Below are 21174 nucleotides of genomic sequence, written 5' to 3' on the forward strand. Positions count from 1 at the left end.
TTCCCGATGACTGGGAGACCGTTCGAAGCGGCCCGGATAACAGTTGTCGGGCGGCGATTTCCGGTCGCTTCCGGCGACGGGTTCCCGACAGGGGGCACGAGGGGGGGCGGTACGGATCAACTCCGGCCGGGGGCCGCCAGGTTCACAGGTTCAAAGTTGGTCTAGTCCTCTTGACGGAGGGGGGCGGCGGCGGTTTGGTATGTACCAACATCCCCGCCGTGCACGGCACCATCACCCCACCACCCCACGCCCTAGGGGCATCCCCGAGAGGGGCACACTGTCATGCACCTGGCAAGACTTGGCGGATTCGCCGCCTCCGCCTGCGCGTTCGCGCTCGCGGCCACCGGCGCGGCCGTCGCCCTCGCCCCCGCGAGCACCGCGGCGGCGAACAGCACGGCGACGAGCAGCGCCACGGGCGGCAGCGTCTACTCCGTCGCTCCCTACGTCGACATGTCGAACGGCCAGGAAGGGCTGCTCGACACCGCCGTCACCGGGCACCATCTCAAGGCCTACACGGCCGCCTTCGTCCTCGGCGAGGGCTGCAACCAGGTCTGGGGCGACACGCTCCCCATCGGCAACGACTCCTACACCGACCCCGAGATCGCGAAGGCCAGGTCCGAGGGCGCCTCGGTGATCATCTCCTCGGGCGGTGCCAGCGGTCTGCCGCTCGCCTGGACCTGCACCACCCAGAGCAGCATCGACGCCGGGTACCAGGCGCTCATCGACGACTACGGCGTCACCCAGCTGGACTTCGACGTCGAGGGCGCCGCCGTCGCGGACACCGCCGCCGCGGCCCGCCAGATGCAGGCGATGAAGGACCTCAAGGCGGCCAACCCGAACCTCCAGTTCTCCATCACCCTGCCGGTGTTGACGAGCGGGCTGACCAATGACGGCGTCAACATCCTCAAGGCCGCCAAGAACGCGGGCGTCAAGATTGACGTGGTCAACATCATGACCATGGACTACTACGCCGGTACGGGCGCCGAGATGGGCCAGGGCGCGATCGACGCCGCCAAGGCCACGCTGGCGCAGATGCAGTCCGTCGACTCCGGGTACGGCTACGCCGATCTCGGCATCACCCCGATGATCGGCAAGAACGACGACGGCTCCACGTTCACCCTGGCCGACGCGCAGACCGTCGAGAGCTTCGCCGCGCAGAACGGCGTGGGGCGGCTCGCCTTCTGGTCGGTCAACCGGGACCAGCCGTGCAGCGGCAGCGCCAACTCCCTGCCCACATGCAGCGAGATCAGCCAGAGCAGCCTGGCCTTCACGGACGCCTTCGTGCCGTACGAGGGCAGTTCGGGCGGCGGGGGCGGGGGCGGCGGTACGAGCAGCGACTTCTCGCTGTCCCTCTCCCCCGGTTCCGCCTCGGTCGCCCAGGGCGGTTCCGCGACCGCGAGTGTCGCCACGGCCACCACTTCGGGCAGCGCCGAGTCCGTGGCCCTCACCGCCTCCGGCGCGCCCTCCGGCGTCACCGTCTCCTTCAGCCCGGCGACGGTGACCTCCGGCGGCTCCTCGACCCTGACGGCGGCCGTCGGGTCGTCCGTGGCCGCGGGCACCTACCCGATCACGGTCACCGGCACGGGCACCGGCGGCACCCACAGCGCCACCTACACGCTCACCGTCACCGGCAGCGGCGGCGGGGGCGGTGGCGGTGGGGGCTCGCTGACCAACGCCGGGTTCGAGACCGGAAGCCTCGGCCCCTGGACCTGCGCCGGCGGCAGCACCCTGGTCTCGACCCCGGTCCACTCGGGCGGCCACGCCCTCCAGGTCACCCCCGACTCCGGGGGCACCGGCGAGTGCGACCAGACCGTCACCCTGTCCCCCAATCACAGCTACACGCTCACCGGCTGGGTCCAGGGCCCCTACGCCTACCTCGGCGTCAGCGGCGGCGCCACCGCCAGCACCTGGTCGAACAGTTCGAGCTGGAACCAGCTGAAGGTCTCCTTCACGACCGGCGGCAGCGGCACCGTCACGGTGTACGTCCACGGCTGGTACGGCCAGGGCAGCGTCTACGCCGACGATCTCGCCCTCGGCTGAGCGGCGCCCGCAGGGGGCGTCCCGTACCCGGGCAAGAGTCCCTCAGGGTCCTCCGACCGCGCGCCCGGTGCCTGCCCGCAGGTGCCGGGCGCGCGGTGATGCGTGAGCCTGGAGAGGTGTCTGGTGTTCCCGCCGGCCGGATCCCCGCGCCGTACGCCGCCCCGGGGCGCCGGGCGGTCCAGGTGACGCTGGTCGCCGCGGGCGGTTTCTATCTCTTCCGCTACGGCCTGGACCGCCCCGCCGCCGCCACGTACGCCCTGTTCGCCGCCGTGGCGCTGGGCGGCCTCTCCAGGATCCCGGGCACCGGGCGGCAGCGTGCCGTGGTGGTGCTGCGGCTGATCCCGGTGGGCTGGCTGCTGGTGATCGTCGGGACGTATCTGTCCGTACGGACCTGGAGCGCCGTCGTCGGCATGCTGGTCGTCGGCTTCGCGCTGGCCTTCTCCGCCGTGGGCGGCCCGCGCCCGGCCGGGGCGGCGCCGGGGCTGCAACTCCTGTACATCCTGCCGTCGTTCCCGCCCTACGACCCCGGTCAGCTCGGCGACCGGCTGCTCGGCACGACCACCGGCATGGCCCTGCTCGTCCTCGCCGAGGCCCTGCTCTTCCCCGAGCCGACCCCGCCGCCCTACCGGGCGCGCGCCGCCCACGCCGCCGCCGTCGCGGCCCGCTGCACCGCCCTGCTCGCCGCCCCGCCGTACGTCCTCTCCCGGGCCGAGATCCGTACCGCCCGCGAGGCCGGTCACCGGCTGCGCTCCCTGACCGTGCCGGAGGCGGACCGCCCGGCGGGCCCGGGGGTACGGGACCGCGCCCTGGCCCACACGGGCCTGGCGACCCGGGCGCTGCTGAGCAGGCTGCCCCGGCTGTCGGCCATGTCGGGGGGCGGGGTCCGGCCGCTGACCACGCCGGACGGCGACGCCCGCCCACCGGCCGCGCCCTGCTGCCCGCCCGACGCCCTCGTGACCGACGTACTCGACGCCGTCGCGCGGCTGGCCACCGCCACCGCGGGCTGTCTGCGAACGGGCGCCTCGCCGCTGGCCGCGTACCAGGAGCTGGCCGCGGTGCGTGCCGTGCTGGCCGCCCGGTCCGCGGCCCACCCGGGTCAAGGGGAGACACCGGCGCCGGACGTGCTGCGGCGGCACGCGGCCGCGCTGGAGGTCGCCGACGCCGCGCTGGCGATGGGGGCGGCGGCCGATCTCGCGGTGCACGGCCGACGGGCCTCGGTGACGGGGCCGCCGGAGCGTTTCTGGTACGCCGCCGCCCGGGCCCCCGCGCTGTGGTGGCACCGGGTGCGCGGGCACGCCGGACGGCGGTCGGTGTTCTTCCAGAACGCGGTGCGCATCGCCCTGGCGCTGACGGCGGCGCGGCTGGTGGCGGGCGTGGACACGCTGCCCCACGGTTTCTGGGCGACGCTCGCGACCCTGACCCTGACCCGCACCACCATGGACGAGACCTGGAGCACCATCAGATCCGCACTCGCCGGCACCCTGGCCGGCGCCCTGGTGACCGGCGGCACGCTGGCCCTGGTCAGCACGCACACCAATGTCTACGCCGTGCTCCTCCCCCTGTGGATGCTGTTCGCCTTCACCGTCGGGCCGGTCAAGGGGGTCGGCTGGGCGCAGGGTCTGTTCACCGTGCTGGTGGCCCTGGTCTTCGCCCAGCTGGCGCCGCCGACCTGGCGGCTGGCGGAGGTACGACTGCTCGATGTGCTGGTCGGCAGCGCGATCGGCGCGGTGTTCGGGCTGCTGGCCTGGCCGCGCGGCGCCCATGACGAGTTGCGGTACGCGGCGGCGGAGCTGCTGCGCAGGGCGGCCGAGATCGTGGTGGCGACCAGTGCCTCGGTGGCGCTGGAGGGGCCACTGCGACGGGAGGGGCAGACGGTCGTACCGGCGGGGATGCCGGGGCACCGCTCGCTCCAGCACGCCGTGATCCTGGCGGAGTCCGCGTACGGGCAGTTCCAGTGCGAGCCGACGCCGTTCGGCGGCCGGGGGCGCGGCCCGGTGCTGCCCGGGGTGGACTGGCAGGCGGCCCTGATGGCCGGGCATCACACCCTGTGGGGTTCGGAGCGCCTGCTGGAGCCGCCGTGCACCGGTCTCGGCCCCGCCGCCACGGCGGTCAGCGGTCTCGGGGACCGGGTGGCCGGGCGCATGCTGCTGATCTCGGCTGCCCTGGACCCCGGTGGCGACACCCCTACGGGCCAGGTGCCGCACCTCGCCCGCTCCCTGGCGGGCGCCGACGCGGAGCCGCCGGGGGCACCCCGGCTCTACTACGCCACCGTGTCCTGGCTGGACTCCCTCATGGCCGATCTGTCCAGGATCGCGCGGGCGGGCGGGGAACTCGGGACGGACGGGGACGGAGCGGGTGAGGGCCGACCGGGTGGTGCCGAAAACGAACCCGGGGACGTCGAAGCCGCCGAGGACGGCGCCGCCACCACCAAAAACAGGCCGGGCGGCACCGGGGACACGGCCGGTGACCCCGGGGGCGGACCGGCCGGTCCCGGACCGGTTCCCCCGGACTGACCCCTCCGGGTCGCTGCGGATCGCCCGTGCACGGGTAGGCGTGAGGTGAGGCCCGGCCCGGTCTCACCGGCGTACGGCGCTCACCACGGTGCGTGCCCCACCGGCCGCCGAGGGCCGGACACAACGGCGTCGGCCCGGCGGGGCGGCGGAAGGAGCGAGTGGGATGAGCGGAGGGACGCGGCACCCGGATCCGGACCCGCCCGGGACGGCGCGGGCGGAGCAGGGTGAGGACCGGGCCGCCGAGCCCCGGACGGCCCCGGCCCCGGAGCCCCGGGCCGACCGGCGGCCCCGGCCCCGGAGCCCCGGGCCGACCGGCCCGCGCACCCCCGCGCGGACCCGGTCACGGAATCCCGCGCCGAGCACGCCACGGCGCCCGGGGCCGACCAGGACCGGCCCGCGCGCCCCCGTCCGGACCACACCGCGGCACCGAATCCGGTCGCCCCGCCCCGGGCGGACCGCGCCGCGGAACCCGAGGCGGAGCAGCCGACCAGCCTCTTCGATCTCCTGGGGGTGGCCGCCGTACTCCTGGAGGCGGACGGCCGGATCGACATGTGGAGCCCGCAGGCCGAGGAGCTGTTCGGGTACGAGCGCGCGGAGGCCGTCGGGCAGTACGCGGCGCTTCTGCTGCTGCCCCCCGAGCACCGGGACGCGGCGATCCAGCTGTTCGCCGAGGTGATGGCGACCGGCCGGGGCTGGGCCGGGGCGTTCCCGGTGCGGCGCAAGGACGGCGGCACCAGGATCGTCGAGTTCCGCAACATGCGGCTGACCGACCACCTCGGCGATCACTACGCGCTGGGGCTGGCCGCCGACCGCTCCACCCTGCGCCGGGTGGAGCGGGACGCCGCCCTGTCCGCCCGGCTGGTCACCCAGGCCCCGATCGGGCTGGCCGTCCTCGACACCGAGCTGCGGTACGTGGCCGTCAACCCCGCCTTCGCGGCCATGCACGGCCTGTCCGAGGCCGACCATGCGGGCCGGCGCCTCGGGGAGCTGTTCCCCGAGGCGCCGTTCCAGGCGCTCGAAGGCTCCATGCGCCGGGTGCTGGACACCGGGGTCCCGCTGGTGAACCAGGAGGTGGTGGGCCGTACCGCCGCCGACCCGGGCAACGATCACGCCTGGATGACGTCGCTGTACCGGCTGGAGGACCACCAGGGCCACACGCTGGGCGTCGCCGAGGTGGCGGTGGAGGTCACCGACCGCTATCGCGCCGCCCAGGAGGCCGAGCGGGCCCAGCGGCGGGTGCGGCTGATCGCCCGCGGCTCGGCGCGCATCGGTACCACCCTTGAGGTGGAGCGCACGGCCCAGGAACTGGCCGACGTCCTGGTGCCCGACCTCGCCGACATGGCCGCGGTGGATCTGCTGGACAGCATGCTGCGTACGGGCCGTACGGATCCGGGTGAGGGCCCCCCGCTGTTCCGCGCGCTGGCCGTGAGGACCGCCTACCCGACCGACGCGGCCGGGGCCCTGGTGCCACCCGGCCGGCTCACCGTCTACCACGCCGGTCATCCCGCGGCCCAGAGCGTGCGCACCGGGCGTCCCGTGCTGATCACCCATCTGGACAGCGGCGAGGTCGGCCGGGTGGCCGCCGACGCCGAGGCCGCCCGGCTGCTGGCCCGGGCCGGGGTGCACACCGACATGGCGGTCCCGCTGATCGCCCGCGGGCAGTGCATCGGCGTGCTGGGCCTGGCCCGCGCCCGCAACCCCGCGGCCTTCGACGCCGACGATCTGGAGCTGGCCTGCGAACTCGCCTCGCGCGCCGCGCTGAGCATCGACAACGCCGTACTGCACCAGCACACCCGCAGCACCGCGGAGGCCCTTCAGCGCAGCCTGCTGCCCCGGCTCTCGCCCCACCACCCGGGCCTGGAGATCGCCGCCCGCTACCGGCCCGCGCAGGCGATCGGCGAGGTCGGCGGCGACTGGTACGACGTCATCCCGCTGGACGGCGACCGCACCGCCCTCGCGGTGGGCGACGTCATGGGCAGCGGGCTCGCGGCCGCGGCCACCATGGGACGGCTGCGCACCGCCACCTCCACGCTGGCCGATCTCGATCTCGACCCGGCGCGCGTCCTCACCCATCTGGACCGGATCACCCTCGGCCTCGACCCGTACATCGCCACCTGCGTCTACGCCGTGCACGATCCCCGTCTGGCCCGCCTTGAGGTGGCGTCGGCCGGGCATCTGCCGCCGGTCCTGATCCCCTCCGACGGTCCGCCCCGGCTCCTCGACCTGCCGACCGGCACCCCGCTGGGCGTCGGCGGTGTGCCCTTCGAGTCCACCACGCTCGCACTGCGGCCCGGCGATCAACTGGTGCTCTACACCGACGGCCTGGTGGAGACCCGCGACGACCCGATCGACGCCCGCCTGGACGAGCTGCTCCGCCTGCTCTCCCCGCCCTCCCCCTCCCCGGAGGACACCTGCGACCGCCTGCTGCGCGAACTGCGCCACCCGGCCGGCCACGACGATGTCGCCCTCCTCATCGCCCGGGTGCTGCCGCTGGATTCCTAGCCGGGTGCGTCAACGCAGGCGGGCGAGGAAGTCACCGAGGGCGGTCGCGACGGCGCCCGGAGCCTCCAGGGGGAGGAGGTGGCCGGCGGCGGGGACGGTGGTGAGGGTCGCGTGCGGGAGGTGCGGCAGCAGGTGCGCGCGCAGGACGTCCGGCGGTTCCACCAGGTCGTGCGCACCGGCCAGCACGGTCACCGGGACCGCGATGTCGCGCACGGCGCCGGTGATGTCCCGCGCGATGCCGTGCAGCGGCCACTCCCGCCGCGCCTCGGCCCCGGCGGCGAGGCTCGCGCGCACCGCGGTGGCCAGCACCGTCCCGGGCAGCGGCGCGGCGGTCAGGACATGGCCGAGGGCGTGCCGTACGGACGCGGGTGAGTCGTACGCGTGGGACAGCCCTCGCCGGTACTCCTCGGTCACCGTGGCGGGCGGCTCGGGCGGTGCGGGCGCGACGAGGACCACGCCCCGCAGACCGGCCGGACGGCGCGCGGCGACGAGCTGGCTCACCTTGCCGCCCATCGAATGTCCGACGAGGACGAACGGCCCCGGCACAGCCGCGTCCACCACGCGCGCGAGGTCGTCGGCGAGTGCGTCCAGGTGGTACGGCCCGGGCAGTTCCCGCGAGGCACCCCAGCCGCGCTGGTCGAAACGGACCGTCGGCCGCCCCGGCGGAAGGTGCCCGATCACGTCGTCCCAGGTGCTCGCGGAGCCGCCCCAGTAGTGGACGAACACCAACGCCGGTCCGGTACGGCCCCGACCCCGGTCTCGGCCCCCGATCCGTACCTCGAGGGATCCGCCCGGCACCGCCACGCGCATTGTGTTCTCCATGGTCTTCGTCCCTCTCACCCGGCCGCGTGAGCCGATCGGCGGCCCGGCGGCCGGTGCCTCGGACAAGTAGCCTGACCTGCCTGTCAGGCGCACATCGACGGTACGGCCGGTGCGATCCGCTTCCCGGTGGAAAGGGACACGGTGGTTGTGGAAAACGGACACGGTGGGGTACGGCAGCTGCGCTATCTCCCCGCCGTTGGCTCGGTCCACGGGGTGGAGGTCATCGACTTCGCCGCGCTGCGCCGCATGGACACCCAGCGCCGTCGCGTGCTGCCCCAGCGCCCCGACTTCCATGTCCTCGCCCTGATCGCCTCCGGCACCGGCGGCCACGAGGCCGACTTCCATGGCTACCGGCTTGCCGAGGGCAGCGTCGTATGGATCCGGCCCGGCATGGTGCACCGCTGGAGCGACGTCGACTCCTGTGACGGGCCGCTGGTCCTCTTCCGGCCCGGTTTCCTCGCGGGCCTCGGCGCGGCGGAGGCCGCCGCTGCGGCGTGCTGGCGGCTGGACCGGCAGCGGCTGCCCCTCGCGCTGCTGGCGGCCGAACACCTCGGCCGTGAGCACGAGGCGACCGCGCGCGACCCGCGCCTCGGGTCCCCCGCGCTGCTCTCCCACCTGCTGGCGGCACTGATCCTGCGGGCGCTTCCCGAGGCGCCCGCCCGCGCCGACGCGCCCCCGGCCGGGGAGGGGGGCGCGCACGTGTTCCGTGCCTACCGGGCCGCCGTCGAGGAGCGTTTCACCGAGTGGCACCACGTGGCCGAGTACGCCCGAGCCCTGGGCTACGACGTACGCACCCTCACCCGGGCGACCCGCGCCGCCACCGGCACGGGCGCCAAGACCTTCCTCGACCAGCGCATCCTGCTGGAGGCCAAGAGGCTCCTCGCGCACACCGACCTGCCGGTCACGGGCTGCGCCCGGCGCCTCGGCTTTCGCGACGCCGGAAACTTCAGCACGTTCTTCCGCCGCCAGGCCGGCACGCCCCCGGCCGCCTGGCGCGCCGCCTATGGGACGGCCGACGCGCCCGGAACCTGAATCGCCGCCTCAGCGGGCCGGTCACGCCTCCAGGTTTCCGGTCATCGTGTCGAGATCGGCCAGCAGCGCCGTCAGCCGACGCGCGGGGATGTTCTCGATCATGCGTTCCTCGATGGCGTACACGGCACCGCGCGCGGCGTGCAGCCGCTCCTGCCCGGCGGCGGTGAGGTGGACGGGCAGGGCCCGGCCGTGATCGGTGCTGGTCGCCTGGGTGATCAGGCCGGCCTCCTTCAGACCGCGCAGGACGACATTGGCCGACTGCCGGGTGACGAAGGTGCCGCGCGCCAGGTCGGCGTTGGACAGGCCGGGCCGCTCGTCGAGGAGTTCCAGGCAGGAGTACTGCGGGACGGTGAGGCCGTGCTCGCGCAACGCCCTGTCCATGGCGCCGCGCAGCGCGGCCGAAGCTTTCTTCAGGCGGTATCCCACGTGTTCGGTGACGTCCTGCGCGGGGTGGGGCGAGGGGACAGGCGCTCGATCTTCCATGTCAGCATTTTGACATATCCAAGGGTGGCGGCCTACGGTCGGTCATGTCAAAGTTCTGACATACGCACACCGACAGATCACCCCTTGGAGTCACCATGACCGCCACCGTCGAAGGCCCCGATTTCATCGCCCTCCAGGTGAGGGACGTACCGGCCGCGGCCGCGTTCTTCGAGGAGCGGCTCGGACTGCGGCGGGCGCAGGGCGGACCGCCGAACGCGGTCGTCTTCACCACCAGCCCGATCCCGTTCGCCGTCCGCGAGCCGCTGCCCGGCGTCGACCTGGACAGCACCGGGCGCCCCGGTCTCGGTGTCGCCCTGTGGCTGCGCACCACCGACGCCCCGGCCCTGCGCGAGCAGCTCGTGGCGGCGGGCACGGCGGACGTCACCCCGCTCCAGGCGACCCCGTTCGGCCCCTCGTTCTCCTTCACCGGACCCGAGGGCTACCGGCTCACCGTCCACGGGGACTGACCGGGACACCTCCGGAGGGGGACGCCAGGACCGCTCCGGGGGCACGGCCGGGCGCACCGCGGTGACCAGCCAGGACGTGCTCGGGAGCCGGACCCTGCCGTCCTCCGCCTCATGGGGGCGCAGATGGTCCGTCAGGATGCGGCGGGCCCGGGCGCGGGTCGCCGCATCGGCCTGCCGTATCAGATGGCCGCCCGGTCCGGTGCCCAGCAGGAAGTCCGCGGCGCCCTCGGCCCCCTCGCCCCAGATCCCGTCCGCCCGTACCGCGTCGATCGTGACGCCGGTGAAACCGGCCGCGGTGAGGACGTCGCGGACGCGGTCCGGGGCGGCCAGGGAGAACATGCCGGGCAGCCCCGGCCTGCCGAGGTCGCCGAACGGCAGCATCCCGCGCAGGGACGCCAGCGCCGCCACCCCGCCGTTGAGCGTGGCATCGGCCGGGCAGACGAACGCCAGGCGTCCACCGGGCCGCAGCGCCCGGCCGATGTTGCCGAACGCGGCCACGGGGTCGGCGAAGAACATCACCCCGAAACGGCTGACGGCCACGTCGAACGCGCCCGGTTCGAACGGGTGCACCTGCGCGTCGCCCTGCGCGAAGGCCACATTGGCGACGCCCTCCCGCTTCGCGCGGGCCCGTGCCTCGGCCAGCATCGGCCCGGACAGGTCGAGGCCCAGCGCGCCGCCCCGGGGTGCGCGGAGCGCGGCGAGCCGGGTGGTCTGCCCGGCGCCGCAGCCGAGGTCGAGGATCCGGTGCGCCCCGGCGATCGCGGCGGCTTCGAGCAGCGGCTCGTCAAAACCCTCGTTGACAGCGTTCCAGCGGTCCTGATGGCGCGCCCAGTGGGTGCCTTCCGGGCCGTTCCACGCCTGCGCCTGCTCGGTGTTGACGATGTCCGGCACGGGTGCCTCCTGCGGTGGGCGGCGAAGAATGGGCGTGCGCCCAAACTGTATGGGCGCGTGCCCATACCCGCAATCCCCGTTACCATCCAGGGAGTTGTGGGAGCTGCGGGAGTTGCGGGAGCTGCGTCCTTTGCGGGCGAGGGCGGCGGAGCGGAAGAGAGGCCCATGTCACCGCGTGGAGTGGCGACGCCGGATGTGCGCGAGCGGCTGTTCGCGGCGGCGGAGCGCGTCGTCGAACGGGCCGGTCCGGGCGCGCTCACCAGCCGTGCCGTCACCACCGAGGCGGGCTGCGCCAAGGGGCTGCTGCACACGCACTTCGCGGGGCTCGACGAGTTCGTGGCCGAGCTGTGCCTCGACCGGTTCGCGCGGACGGCCCTGAAGGCGGGGGCCCTTACGGGGCGCGCCGGGCAGGGCACGGTGGTGCGGAACCTGGACGCCGTCGTGCTCGCACTGTTCGACTCCGGCGGTCCGGCCCTGTCGGGCCTGGCCATGACGCGCCCCGCCGCCGCGGCCCTCATCCGCGCGGCGCTGGAGGGCGGGGCGCCGGGGTTCGCCGCGATCCAGGAGGCCGTCACCGGCTACCTGGAGGCCGAACAGCGGCTCGGCAGGGTGGCGCAGTCCGTCGACCCGGGCACCGCGGCGCTCGCCATCGTCGGTACCGCCCACCACCTGCTGATGACCAGCGGGCCCGGGGCCCCCGACCCCCGGCCCGCCATGAGCCGTCTGGTGGCCGCCCTGGTCGACGGGTAGGGCGGCCCGGCGGGTTACCGCTCGCGGGCCAGCAGGTCGAGCACCTGGGGCCGTACGACCGTCCACGCGGCGGCGGGCAGATCGCCGAGGGCGGTGGCGCGCAGGGACTCCAGGGTCTCCTCGGGGTCGGCACCGTGGACGGCGGCGCCCTCGAACACCTCGTAACCGTCCCGTACGGCGACCCGGACGCCGCACCCCCCGCCCCCGCCCGCGCCGTCGCTCGCGCCGTCGCCCGCGTGCAGGGCCGAGGCCACCACGAGGGGCGGCGGGGCTCCCGCGTCGGCGGGGAGCTTGCGGTAGGCGCAGGCGAGCGGGGCGGGCCAGCGCAGGCTGAGCAACAGGGGCCGCTTCACCGTGACTTCGGCCAGGTCCGTCTCCCGGACGCCGTCGGACTCCAGCACCGTGGCCCGCGCGTCCAGGACCAGCGCGGCCGGGAGCAGACAACGCAGCGCGCTGCCCACGAGGTTGCCGCCGACCGTCGCCGCGCGGCGCACCGCCCCGGTGCCCACCGTGCCGGCCGCGCGGCGCAGCACCTCCGGCACCCGGCCGTCGATCTGCCCGAGCAGCACGGCGGCGCCCAGCCGCTCGGAGCCGATGACATTGGCCTGCGGCAACTTCCTTAGCGACATGGCAAGTTCGGGAAATCCCTCGCGCTGCCACGTGGCCCACACCAGCGTCGCCCCGCCGACCGGGACCGCCCCCTCGGCCAGGCACTCCTGTGCTTCGGACACGGACGTGGGCAGACGCAACAGCATGGCGACCTACCTGCCTTCCTCGGGGGGACCCGCAGTCTGCTCGCGTACGCGGGGGCGCGTACAGGGCTCACACGGGCACGGGCGTCACATCGTGCCGATCCGGGGGAAAGCCGGCCGGTTCCGGAATCCGGGTCCGGCGGGCGGGACCACCGGCCCAGGACCCCGGGTCGGGCGGCCCTGGGGACGGGGGCGGCGCGCGGGAGACGCTGGGTGCGCTGCACCGAACGATCAGCACGCAACGATCAGAAGGAGTGGAGCAGATGACTGCCAGGGACACCGGCGTCCGCGCCCCCGAGACCGCCGTCGCCGTCCGCGTACGGGTCGACGGCGAGATGCCCGAGGAGGACCTCGCCTATCTCCGGGAGAAGATGGACGCCGTGCTCGGCCGGCCGGGTCTGCCGCCCGTGAGCGGCGAGATCCGGGTCCTCAGGGCGGCCGCCCACCATGTCGGACAGCCCTGGACCGCCGGTGCCGAGATCCGGGTGGGCCACTACCTCGTCGTCGTCCACGCCCGTGAGCACAGCGCCCGCGAACTCGCCGACCGCCTCCAGGACCGGCTGCGCAGCCGCACCGACCGCGTCGCCCACCGCACACACGGCACCCGCAGGACGGCCACGCCGCCGCCGTGGCGGGGCGGCGAGACCTCGTGAACGGCCAATAGGAGAAGGTGAGTTATCCGCCCACCGACGGGAGATCCCGGGGCGCTCCGCCACACCGGCACGACCGGTACGGCGGGGCGCCCCGCCGCCGTACCGTCAACGCCTCGGGGCCGTACGTCACTTCCGCCCGCAGCACCGGCGTTCCCGCGAACCCCACGCGCCCCACCCGGATGAACCCGGGTGGGGCGCGCCGCAGTTCCTGTCCGTCACCCTCAGTCGTGCGGCACCACCGCCACAGGCGCCGTCGCGTGGTGCAGCACCGCATGGGTCACCGTGCCGATGTGCGTGCCGAACGACGCGGGGCGGCGGCGCCGGCCGACGACCACGAGTCCGGCACCGTGCGACGCCTCGACCAGGTGCAGCGCGGCGCTGCCGTACCCGCACTCCTCGGTGACCTCGACGCTCGGGTACTTCTGCCGCCACGGCTTGAGCACCTCGGTGAGCGCGGCCTCCTCCTGCAGCGACCACTCCTGGTCGAAGGTGGGGTCGGCGGCGAATCCGTAGACGTAGTACGGCGGCATGGACCAGGTGCGCACGGCCCGTACCGACGTCCCGCGCCGCTCGGCCTCCTCGAAGGCGAACGCGAACACCGCGTCGTCCGGCGCGGTGGTGTCGACGCCGAGGACGACCGGGCCCTCGGGGGCGTCGCCGTCGGGCCGCCAGCCGGACCGCACGAGGACCACGGGGCGGCCGGTCCGCGCGACCACCGAGAAGCCGACGGAGCCGACGAGGTAGCCGCCGACCCGGCCGAGGCCCCGCGAGCCGAGCACCAGCAGCTCGGACTCCTCGGCGGCCGCCGCGAGCAACTCGCCCGGGAAGCCGTCCCGGTGCTCCGAGAGCACCTCCAGATCGGGGTGGCGCAGCCGCAGTTCCTCGGCGGTCTCGCGCGGGATCCGCTCGGTCCAGTGCCGCTGGGTCGCCACGCCGATGACCGGATCCTGCGCCATGGACTCCGTCACCGGCTCCCACACATGCACCAGGCGCAGCGGCAGACCGCGCAGTCGCGCCTCGCCCGCCGCCCACTCGGCGGCGGTACGGCTCTCGGGGGAGCCGTCGAGGCCCACGGTGACGGTGCGGGACATGACGTCCACCTCCTGTTGTCGGACATCCCGTTCGGGATCTCCTCAAGTCTCTTCGCGGCGGCCCCCCTACGGGCAGGGCCCTCAGGGCCCCCCTCCGGGGCCGACCGGCCCTGGGCCGGGCACCATGACGCGGGCGACCGCTTGTGCTCGACCGGGACCGGTCCTGCACGGGTTCGTCCGCCGTGGGGATGTGTTCCGGCCAGGACGCGACAAGTCGCGGCGGGGGGCGGCCGGTTGCGCTGGGATGTCCGTAGCATCACGAGCGACATGGCGGGGTAGATATGAATGGTTGCGTGGACGAGCCGGCCTGTGCGGCGGACCCCGCGGTCCCCCGGCGGTGCCGGTGCGGAGCCCCCGTGCCGGGGGCCGGCCCGTCGACTGCCGAAGAACGGTTCCGGGGGCTGCTGGAGGCGGCGCCGGACGCCATGGTGATCGTCGACGACACCGGTGTCATCCGGCTGGTCAACGCCCAGACCGAGGCCCTGTTCGGCTACCTTCGCGAGGAACTGCTGGGCCGTCCCGTGGAGTTGCTCGTCCCGCACCGCTTCCGCGCCCACCACACCCGGCACCGCGACGGCTACGCGGCCAACCGGCAGGTGCGGCCCATGGGCGCGGGGCTCGAACTGCACGGACTGCGCAAGGACGGCAGCGAGTTCCCCGTCGAGATCAGCCTGAGCCCGCTGGAGACGGCGGACGGGCTGCTGGTCTCCGCGGCGGTGCGCGATGTCAGCGACCGCAAGGCGGCCGAGGCCCGGATCAATGAACTCGCCGCGCTCGTGGAGTCCTCCCAGGACGCCATCCTCGCCAAGACCCTCGCGGGCGAGATCACGTACTGGAACGCGGCGGCCACCGAGCTGTACGGCTACACCGCCGAGGAGGCCATGGGCCGGCACGTCTCCATGCTCGCCCCCACCGAACTCCAAGACGACATCTGGGCGTTGCTCGAACGCCTGCGCCACGGGGAGAAGGTCGAGCACTTCGAGACGCTGCGGGTCACCAAGGACGGAGCGCTGCTGGACGTCGACGTCACGCTGTGGCCGACCCGGGACACCGCGGGCAAGATCATCGGGGCGTGCGCGATCGTGCGGGACATCAGCGACCGCAAGCAGGTGGAGGCGGAGCTGAAGGCTCTGCTGGAGCAGCAGCGGCACATCGCCCTCACGCTCCAGCGCAGCCTGATGGGCACACCGCCCGCGCTGCCCGGTCTGGACACCGCGAGCCGCTACCGGCCCGCCACCCAGGGCGCCGGTGTCGGCGGCGACTGGTTCGACCTGATACCGCTGGGCGCCGGCCGGGTCGGCGTCCTCATCGGCGATGTGATGGGCCGCGGTCTGGAGGCTGCGGCGGTGATGGGCCAGCTGCGCTCGGCCGCCCACGCGCTCGCCAAGACGGGCATGCAGCCCCGCCAGCTGATGCAGGCCCTGGACACCGTGGTCGGTGACCTGGATGTGCCGGACCAGCTGGTCACCTGCTGCTATCTGGTCATCGCGCCGGACGCGGGCACCGTCACCGTCTGCTCCGCCGGGCATCTGCCGACCCTCGTCGTCGGCCCCTGGGAGGGCGTCCGCGCGCTGCCCGCGCCGGTCAACGCGCCGCTCGGGGTCGGCGGTGTGCTGTACGAGCAGGCGTGCTTCGACATCGCGCCGGGCGCCACGCTCGTGCTGTACACCGACGGTCTGATCGAGACGCCGGGCAGCGACATCGAGGCGCGGGTCGGTGAACTCACCACCGTCCTGGACTCGTTCTTCCCGCACTCCGCGAGCCTGGAGGCGGCGGCCGACCATGTGCTCGCCGAGCTGCTGCCGGACGTCGACGGCCATGACGACGATGTGACGCTGCTGTTCGCGCAGCTCCCGGCGGCGCCGCTGGCCGCCGTCACCACCGAGCTGCCCGCCGCGCCCGCCTCGGTCCCCGAGGGCCGGGCCTTTCTGCGCCGGACGCTGGCCGCGTGGGAGTGTCCCGCACCGGCCGACGACGCGCTTCTGCTGCTGTCGGAGACCCTCACCAACGCGGTGCAGCACGCCGAGGGCCCGGTGGGGCTGCGGCTGTGCCGTACGGCCACGGATCTCACCGTCGAGGTCAGCGACCGCAGCCCGCATCTCCCCCAGCCCCGGCACGCCGCCGGGGACGAGGAGCACGGGCGGGGCCTGTTCCTGGTGCGCACGCTCGCCGACGGCTGGGGGGTACGGCCGACCGACGAGGGCAAGACGACCTGGTTCACGCTGAAGCTGTGAACACCCGCGCACCGGTGGGCCGTTGAGAGGCACACCGGTGCGGGAGCCGGGAACGGGCTCGTCACGGCTCGGGCCGTATGAGCGTGCCCGCCCGGCCGCGGACGATCTCGTACGCCGCGTCGAGGGCGCCGATCGCGGCGAGGCCGCCGGTGCGTTCCACGAACCGGGCCGCCGCCTGGGCCTTGGGGCCCATGGAGCCGGCCGGGAAGTCCCCGGCGCGCAGTTCGGCGGGCGTGGCCTGAAGGACGGGCCGCTGGTGGGGGCCGCCGTAGTCGGCGTACACATGCGGCACATCGGTGAGGATCAGCAGGAAGTCCGCCTTGAGGTCCTCCGCGAGGAGCGCCGCGGTCAGGTCCTTGTCGACGACGGCCTCCACCCCGCGCAGCTTGCCGTGCTCGCCGTCCACGACCGGGACGCCGCCGCCCCCGGCGCAGACCACGAGGGTGCCGAGGCCCAGCAGGTCCTGGACGGTGCCGGTCTCCATGATCCGCTCGGGCGCCGGTGAGGGCACCACGCGGCGCCATCCGGTGGTGTCCCGGGCGATGTGCCAGCCCCGTTCGCGGGAGAGCGCGCGGGCGGTCTCCGCCGAGTACACCTGGCCGATGAACTTCTCCGGGTGCCCGAAGGCGGGGTCGTCGGCCCGCACCTGGGTGTGCGTGACGAGCGCGGCGACCCGTCGTCCGGGCAGCGCGTCGTACAGGGCGCGCGCCAGCAGGGAGCCGATCATGCCCTGGGTCTGGGCCCCGAGCAGATCCAGCGGGTAGGGGGCGCTCAGCGCCGCGTCGGCCGCGCTCTCCATGGCGAGCAGCCCGATCTGGGGGCCGTTGCCATGGGTGACGACGACCTCGTGGTCCTGGGCGAGGGCGGCGATCGCGAGGGCCACGCGGTCGATGTTGGCCTGCTGCACGGCGGCGTCCGGGCGTTCGCCGCGGTGCAGCAGCGCGTTGCCGCCGAGGGCGATGACGATGCGCATCGGTCAGCCCTCCGCGGCGCCGGGCCGGTCCGCCAGGGTGGCGACGAGGACCGCCTTGATGGTGTGCAGCCGGTTCTCCGCCTGCTCGAAGACGAGCGAGCGGGGCGAGGAGAACACCTCGTCGGTGACCTCGAGGCCCATCAGGCCGTAGGTGTCGCGCAGTTCACGGCCGAGGCGGGTGCGGTCGTCGTGCAGGGAGGGCAGGCAGTGCATGAAGGCGACGCCGGGATTGCCGGTCGCGGCCAGCGTCTTGGCGTTGACCTGGTAGGGCAGCAGCAGGTCGACGCGTTCCTTCCAGGTCTCGGCGGGCTCGCCCATGGAGACCCAGACATCGGTGTGCAGGAAGTCGGCGCCGCGCACGGCGGTCTCGACGTCCTCGGTGAGGGTGATCCGGGCCCCGCTGTGCTCGGCCCGCGCCCGGCAGTCGGCGACCAGGTCGGGGGCGGGCCACAGGGCGCGGGGCGCGGCGATCCGGATGTCCATGCCGAGCAGGGCGCCCATGGAGAGCAGCGAGTTGCCCATGTTGTTGCGGGCGTCGCCGAGGTAGCAGTAACCGATCTCGGACAGCGGCTTGGTGCTGTGCTCGCGCATGGTGAACACGTCGCACAGGCTCTGGGTGGGGTGCGCGGTGTCGGTGAGGCCGTTGTAGACGGGGACGCCGGAGTGCGCGGCGAGTTCGGCGACGACGGTCTGGGCGGAGCCCCGGTACTCGATGCCGTCGAACATCCGGCCGAGGACGCGGGCGGTGTCGGCGACGGACTCCTTGCCGCCGAGGTGGGTGTCGCCGGGGCCGAGGTAGGTGGTGGCGGCGCCCTGCTCGCGGGCGGCGACCTCGAAGGCGCAGCGGGTGCGGGTGGAGGTCTTCTCGAAGATCAGCGCGAGCTGCCTGCCGGTCAGCCGGGGGTGTTCGGCGCCGGTCCGCCGGGCCGTCTTGAGGTCGGCGGCGAGATCGAGGAGGTGGCCGATCTCGGCGGCGGTGAAGTCGAATTCGCTCAGGTAGGAGCGGCCTCGCAGGTCGATGGTCATCTCTGGTGTCCTCGGGGAAGTGTCAGGCGACCGGGTCGCGTTCGATCGGGCAGCTCATGCAGCGCGGGCCGCCGCGGCCGCGGCCGAGTTCGGCGCCTGCGACGGTGACGATCTCGATGCCCTGCTTGCGCAGATAGGTGTTGGTGGTGACGTTGCGCTCGTAGCCGACGACGACACCGGGTTCGAGGGCGAGGAAGTTGCTGCCGTCGTCCCACTGTTCGCGTTCGGCGCCCCGGATGTCCTGCGGCGCGGACAGCATCCGCACCTTGTCCAGGTCGAGTGCCTCGGCGAGGGCGGTCGCGAGGTCCGGGTTCGGGGTGACCGCGAAGCGGACCGGGCGGGCGTCGCTGGGCGTGAGGGTCCATGAGCGCAGGGAGTCGGCGAGGCCCGGGTAGACCACGAAGGCGTCCCGGTCGACCATGGTGAGCACGGTGTCCAGATGCATGTAGGCGCGCTGGGCGGGGAGTTGGACGGCGATCACCTTGGCGGCCGTCCCCGCGGCGAACAGCCGGGCGGCCAGGTTCTCCACGGCCTGGGCGGTGGTGCGCTCCCCCATGCCGACCATGACGGCGCCGTTGCCGAGGACATGGACGTCGCCGCCCTCCAGGGTGCCCACCGGTCCGGCCAGGATCGGCTGGGGCGCCTGGGCGGCGAACATCGGGTGGAACCGGTAGATGGTCTCGGCGTGCAGGCTCTCGCGCCGCCGGGCCGCCTTGGCCATCGGGTTGATGGACAACCGGTCGTAGATCCAGCAGGAGTTGTCGCGCGGGAAGAGGTGGTTGGGCAGCGGGGCGAGGGCGAACTCCTCGTCGTCCAGGGCGTTCCAGACCAGGCTGTGCGGGCTGGCGAGCGGCAGGTCGCTCTTGAGCAGCCCGCCGATGAGGTACTCGGCGAGGGTCGCGCCGTCGATGCCCGCGCACAGTTCGCGCACCGGCTCGACGAGCGCGGGGCCGACGGTGGCGGTGGTCACCACGCGGTCGAGAAGCCAGTCGCGGGCGCCGGGGACGTCGAGGCTCTGGGCCAGCAGGTCGGTGAAGTAGTGCACCCGGGTGCCGTGGTCGCGCAGCGCCTGGGCGAAGGCGTCGTGCTCCTCGCGGGCCCGCTTGGCCCACAGGATGTCGTCGAAGAGCAGCGCGTCGACGTTGCGCGGGGTGAGCCGGGAGAGTTCGAGTCCGGGCCGGTGCAGGATGACCTGGCGCAGCCGGCCGGCCTCGGAGTCGACGTGGAAGGTGGTCATGGCGGTGTCCTTCGGGGTGTTCCGTGGGATCAGTGGTGGTGGCGCAGGGGGTTGAGGCGGTGCGCGCGGTCGGCCCAGGGGCGCCGGGCGGCGCGGTCGGCCGGGGGTGTCTCGGGGGCGCGGGCCTCCGTCGTCGTGGCCGGTGCCGGCACCGTCTCGCCGTACTCGCCGCGGTCGCGCTTGAGCCAGATGTAGACGGGCAGTCCGAGCAGGATCACGAACAGGCCGTAGTAGACGGTCTGGTAGCCGCTGCCCTGGATCGACCAGTAGGAGAAGGCCATCGCGAGCGCGGCGACGACGGTGTCCCGGGCGAGGCGTCCGGGCTTCAGGCTCGCTCGGCCGCGCACCAGCAGCCAGTACAGCTGGGCGGCGGCGGAGAAGAGGTACGGGATGACCGCGGTGAGCACGCTGAGCAGCACGATCTTGGTGAAGACGTCCTGGAAGCGGGTGTAGCTGAACACCGTGATCAGCGAGGCCAGTACGGCCTGGGCCAGGATTCCGAAGACCGGTACGTCGTTCTTGCCGCGCAGCCGGGCGAAGGCGCCGGGGAAGAGTCCGTCGCGGGCGGCGGCGTACGGCATCTCGGCGCACAGCATGGTCCAGCCGTTCAGGGCGCCGATGCCGGAGACGATGGCGGCGACCGCGACGGCGTCGCCGGCCCAGCCGCCGCCGAAGATGTTGTTCGCCGCGTCGCTGAACGGCGCGGTGGAGGAGCCCAGTCGGCCGTGCGGGACGGTGCCGAGGACCGCGAGGGTGCCGAGGATGTAGATGACGGCGCACGCGAGGGTGCCGTACACGGTGGCGCGCGGCACATTGCGGCCCGGCTCGCGCACCCGCCCGGCCACGACCGAGGCGGCCTCCAGGCCGAGATAGCTGAACAGGGCGATGGCCGCGGCGGCCGAGATCGCGCCGGGCGCGGACTGGTGACTGGCGTTGAACGGGCCGAAGTTGTCCGCCTTGACGAACAGCAGTCCCACGGTGGCCATGAAGACCAGCGGGACGAACTTCAGTACGGTGGTGACCACTTGGAAGGCGCCGGTGTTACGCACCCCGGTGAGGTTGACCGCGGCCGGTATCCACAGTCCCGTGAGCGCGATGAGCAGGGAGATCCCGGTGCGGTGACCGGTGTTGACGAACACCTCGACATAGCCGACCCAGGCCACCGCGATCGCGGCGTTCCCGGCCCACGCGGTGATCCAGTACGACCACGCGTTGAGGAACCCGGCGAACTCGCCGAACGCCTCCCTGGCGTAGACGTAGGGACCGCCGCTGCCGGGGACGCGCCCGGACAGCGAGCTGAAGGTCATCGCCAGCGCGAGCGCGCCCAGGGTGACGACGCCGAAGGCCACCAGGGCGATCGGCCCGTAGGGGGCGAGCGCGGAGGGGAGCGCGAAGACCCCGGTGCCGATGATGCTGCCGATCACCAGGGCGGTGGCGGCGGGCAGCCCGAGGGCGGCCGGTGGAGCGGGTTCCGATGGAGCGGGTTCCTCCGCGCCGCGGGACTCTTCCCCGCCGCGGGTGTCTTCCCCGCCGCGTGTGGTGGTGGACATACCTGTGCTCCTTGTGCGCCTCGACGGGCTCCGGTGCTGGTGCGCCACCGATCCTGCTGGTCACCGGGGTGCGCGCCGTACGGCAACCGGTCCCCACTTGGGCACCCAGGGGCCCCACGGCCGGGGACGTACGGCCCTGCCGCGCGGGGCACCCGGGG

16 protein-coding genes and 1 pseudogene are annotated in these 21174 nt (G+C 74.0%); 8 read left to right on the forward strand and 9 right to left on the reverse strand.

Annotation, left to right across the window (positions count from 1 at the left end; translation table 11 throughout):
* Window positions 1-282 precede the first annotated feature (282 nt).
* The 3 genes from ACLF5H_RS29590 to ACLF5H_RS29600 all read left to right on the forward strand — a co-directional run bounded on the left by ACLF5H_RS29590 (window position 283) and on the right by ACLF5H_RS29600 (window position 7055).
* A complete protein-coding gene (locus tag ACLF5H_RS29590; protein WP_421679047.1) occupies window positions 283-2040 on the forward strand; it encodes a carbohydrate binding domain-containing protein in 1758 nt (585 codons plus the stop codon).
* Window positions 2041-2156: 116 nt separating this feature from the next.
* Window positions 2157-4553 carry an FUSC family protein gene (locus ACLF5H_RS29595; RefSeq protein WP_421679048.1) on the forward strand — a complete coding sequence of 799 codons (2397 nt, stop codon included), beginning with the start codon at window positions 2157-2159 and terminating at the stop codon, window positions 4551-4553.
* 549 nt (window positions 4554-5102) lie between these two features.
* Window positions 5103-7055: a SpoIIE family protein phosphatase gene (locus ACLF5H_RS29600; protein WP_421679156.1), complete on the forward strand. Its 1953-nt coding sequence runs from the start codon at window positions 5103-5105 to the stop codon at window positions 7053-7055.
* Between the two features lie 9 nt (window positions 7056-7064).
* On the opposite strand, the gene ACLF5H_RS29605 is transcribed toward ACLF5H_RS29600, so the two are convergent.
* Complete coding sequence (locus ACLF5H_RS29605; RefSeq protein WP_421679049.1) at window positions 7065-7877, reverse strand: alpha/beta fold hydrolase; 813 nt, start codon at window positions 7875-7877, stop codon at window positions 7065-7067.
* Between the two features lie 147 nt (window positions 7878-8024).
* Here ACLF5H_RS29605 and ACLF5H_RS29610 point away from each other — a divergent pair, with 147 nt between their 5' ends.
* The gene (locus ACLF5H_RS29610) at window positions 8025-8909 is read left to right on the forward strand and encodes a helix-turn-helix domain-containing protein (RefSeq protein ID WP_421679050.1); all 885 of its coding nucleotides are present in this window, start codon (window positions 8025-8027) and stop codon (window positions 8907-8909) included.
* A 21-nt stretch (window positions 8910-8930) separates the two neighbouring features.
* Here ACLF5H_RS29610 and ACLF5H_RS29615 read toward each other — a convergent pair whose 3' ends face one another.
* Entirely contained in the window at window positions 8931-9392 is a 462-nt protein-coding gene (locus tag ACLF5H_RS29615) for a MarR family winged helix-turn-helix transcriptional regulator (protein ID WP_421679051.1), read from the reverse strand.
* Between the two features lie 95 nt (window positions 9393-9487).
* On the opposite strand from ACLF5H_RS29615, the gene ACLF5H_RS29620 reads away from it, so the two are divergent.
* A complete protein-coding gene (locus ACLF5H_RS29620) occupies window positions 9488-9859 on the forward strand; it encodes a VOC family protein (protein WP_421679157.1) in 372 nt (123 codons plus the stop codon).
* A gap of 39 nt (window positions 9860-9898) precedes the next feature.
* On the opposite strand, the pseudogene ACLF5H_RS29625 reads toward ACLF5H_RS29620, so the two are convergent.
* Window positions 9899-10750 (reverse strand): annotated as a pseudogene (locus ACLF5H_RS29625) (class I SAM-dependent methyltransferase); the annotation flags it as partial.
* A 165-nt stretch (window positions 10751-10915) separates the two neighbouring features.
* Here ACLF5H_RS29625 and ACLF5H_RS29630 point away from each other — a divergent pair.
* On the forward strand, window positions 10916-11500 hold the full coding sequence (locus ACLF5H_RS29630) for a TetR/AcrR family transcriptional regulator (RefSeq protein WP_421679052.1): 585 nt from the start codon (window positions 10916-10918) through the stop codon (window positions 11498-11500).
* A gap of 14 nt (window positions 11501-11514) precedes the next feature.
* On the opposite strand, the gene ACLF5H_RS29635 is transcribed toward ACLF5H_RS29630, so the two are convergent.
* A complete protein-coding gene (locus ACLF5H_RS29635) occupies window positions 11515-12255 on the reverse strand; it encodes an FAD binding domain-containing protein (RefSeq protein WP_421679053.1) in 741 nt (246 codons plus the stop codon).
* A gap of 260 nt (window positions 12256-12515) precedes the next feature.
* Between ACLF5H_RS29635 and ACLF5H_RS29640 the strand changes: the two genes are divergently transcribed.
* On the forward strand, window positions 12516-12905 hold the full coding sequence (locus ACLF5H_RS29640; protein WP_421679054.1) for a hypothetical protein: 390 nt from the start codon (window positions 12516-12518) through the stop codon (window positions 12903-12905).
* A gap of 221 nt (window positions 12906-13126) precedes the next feature.
* Here ACLF5H_RS29640 and ACLF5H_RS29645 read toward each other — a convergent pair whose 3' ends face one another.
* Window positions 13127-13996 carry a universal stress protein gene (locus tag ACLF5H_RS29645; protein WP_421679055.1) on the reverse strand — a complete coding sequence of 290 codons (870 nt, stop codon included), beginning with the start codon at window positions 13994-13996 and terminating at the stop codon, window positions 13127-13129.
* 281 nt (window positions 13997-14277) lie between these two features.
* Between ACLF5H_RS29645 and ACLF5H_RS29650 the strand changes: the two genes are divergently transcribed.
* Window positions 14278-16230 (forward strand): PAS domain S-box protein, encoded by a 1953-nt coding sequence (locus tag ACLF5H_RS29650; protein WP_421679056.1) that lies wholly within the window; start codon window positions 14278-14280, stop codon window positions 16228-16230.
* A 61-nt stretch (window positions 16231-16291) separates the two neighbouring features.
* On the opposite strand, the gene ACLF5H_RS29655 is transcribed toward ACLF5H_RS29650, so the two are convergent.
* Genes ACLF5H_RS29655 through ACLF5H_RS29670 form a run of 4 tightly spaced genes read right to left on the reverse strand, consistent with a single transcriptional unit; the run spans window position 16292 to window position 20890 of the window.
* Window positions 16292-17203, reverse strand: coding sequence for a carbamate kinase (locus ACLF5H_RS29655; protein ID WP_421679057.1), 912 nt, complete (start codon window positions 17201-17203; stop codon window positions 16292-16294).
* A gap of 3 nt (window positions 17204-17206) precedes the next feature.
* Window positions 17207-18229, reverse strand: coding sequence for an ornithine carbamoyltransferase (argF, locus tag ACLF5H_RS29660; protein ID WP_421679058.1), 1023 nt, complete (start codon window positions 18227-18229; stop codon window positions 17207-17209).
* A gap of 22 nt (window positions 18230-18251) precedes the next feature.
* Window positions 18252-19466 (reverse strand): arginine deiminase, encoded by a 1215-nt coding sequence (locus ACLF5H_RS29665; RefSeq protein ID WP_421679059.1) that lies wholly within the window; start codon window positions 19464-19466, stop codon window positions 18252-18254.
* A 29-nt stretch (window positions 19467-19495) separates the two neighbouring features.
* Window positions 19496-20890, reverse strand: a complete 1395-nt coding sequence (locus tag ACLF5H_RS29670; RefSeq protein ID WP_421679158.1) for an APC family permease — start codon at window positions 20888-20890, stop codon at window positions 19496-19498.
* Window positions 20891-21174 lie beyond the last annotated feature (284 nt).

It is taken from the genome of Streptomyces sp. LaBMicrA B280 (assembly GCF_049222185.1).
GTDB lineage: Bacteria > Actinomycetota > Actinomycetes > Streptomycetales > Streptomycetaceae > Streptomyces > Streptomyces murinus.

Coding starts and splice junctions, on each gene's coding strand:
- ACLF5H_RS29645 (WP_421679055.1), bottom strand. CDS start 13,996: ATGTCCCGCACCGTCACCGTGGGCCTCGACGGCTCCCCCGAGAGCCGT.
- ACLF5H_RS29655 (WP_421679057.1), bottom strand. CDS start 17,203: ATGCGCATCGTCATCGCCCTCGGCGGCAACGCGCTGCTGCACCGCGGC.
- ACLF5H_RS29630 (WP_421679052.1), top strand. CDS start 10,916: ATGTCACCGCGTGGAGTGGCGACGCCGGATGTGCGCGAGCGGCTGTTC.
- ACLF5H_RS29605 (WP_421679049.1), bottom strand. CDS start 7,877: ATGGAGAACACAATGCGCGTGGCGGTGCCGGGCGGATCCCTCGAGGTA.
- argF (WP_421679058.1), bottom strand. CDS start 18,229: ATGACCATCGACCTGCGAGGCCGCTCCTACCTGAGCGAATTCGACTTC.
- ACLF5H_RS29650 (WP_421679056.1), top strand. CDS start 14,278: ATGAATGGTTGCGTGGACGAGCCGGCCTGTGCGGCGGACCCCGCGGTC.
- ACLF5H_RS29615 (WP_421679051.1), bottom strand. CDS start 9,392: ATGGAAGATCGAGCGCCTGTCCCCTCGCCCCACCCCGCGCAGGACGTC.
- ACLF5H_RS29620 (WP_421679157.1), top strand. CDS start 9,488: ATGACCGCCACCGTCGAAGGCCCCGATTTCATCGCCCTCCAGGTGAGG.
- ACLF5H_RS29640 (WP_421679054.1), top strand. CDS start 12,516: ATGACTGCCAGGGACACCGGCGTCCGCGCCCCCGAGACCGCCGTCGCC.
- ACLF5H_RS29635 (WP_421679053.1), bottom strand. CDS start 12,255: ATGCTGTTGCGTCTGCCCACGTCCGTGTCCGAAGCACAGGAGTGCCTG.
- ACLF5H_RS29600 (WP_421679156.1), top strand. CDS start 5,103: ATGTGGAGCCCGCAGGCCGAGGAGCTGTTCGGGTACGAGCGCGCGGAG.
- ACLF5H_RS29590 (WP_421679047.1), top strand. CDS start 283: ATGCACCTGGCAAGACTTGGCGGATTCGCCGCCTCCGCCTGCGCGTTC.
- ACLF5H_RS29665 (WP_421679059.1), bottom strand. CDS start 19,466: ATGACCACCTTCCACGTCGACTCCGAGGCCGGCCGGCTGCGCCAGGTC.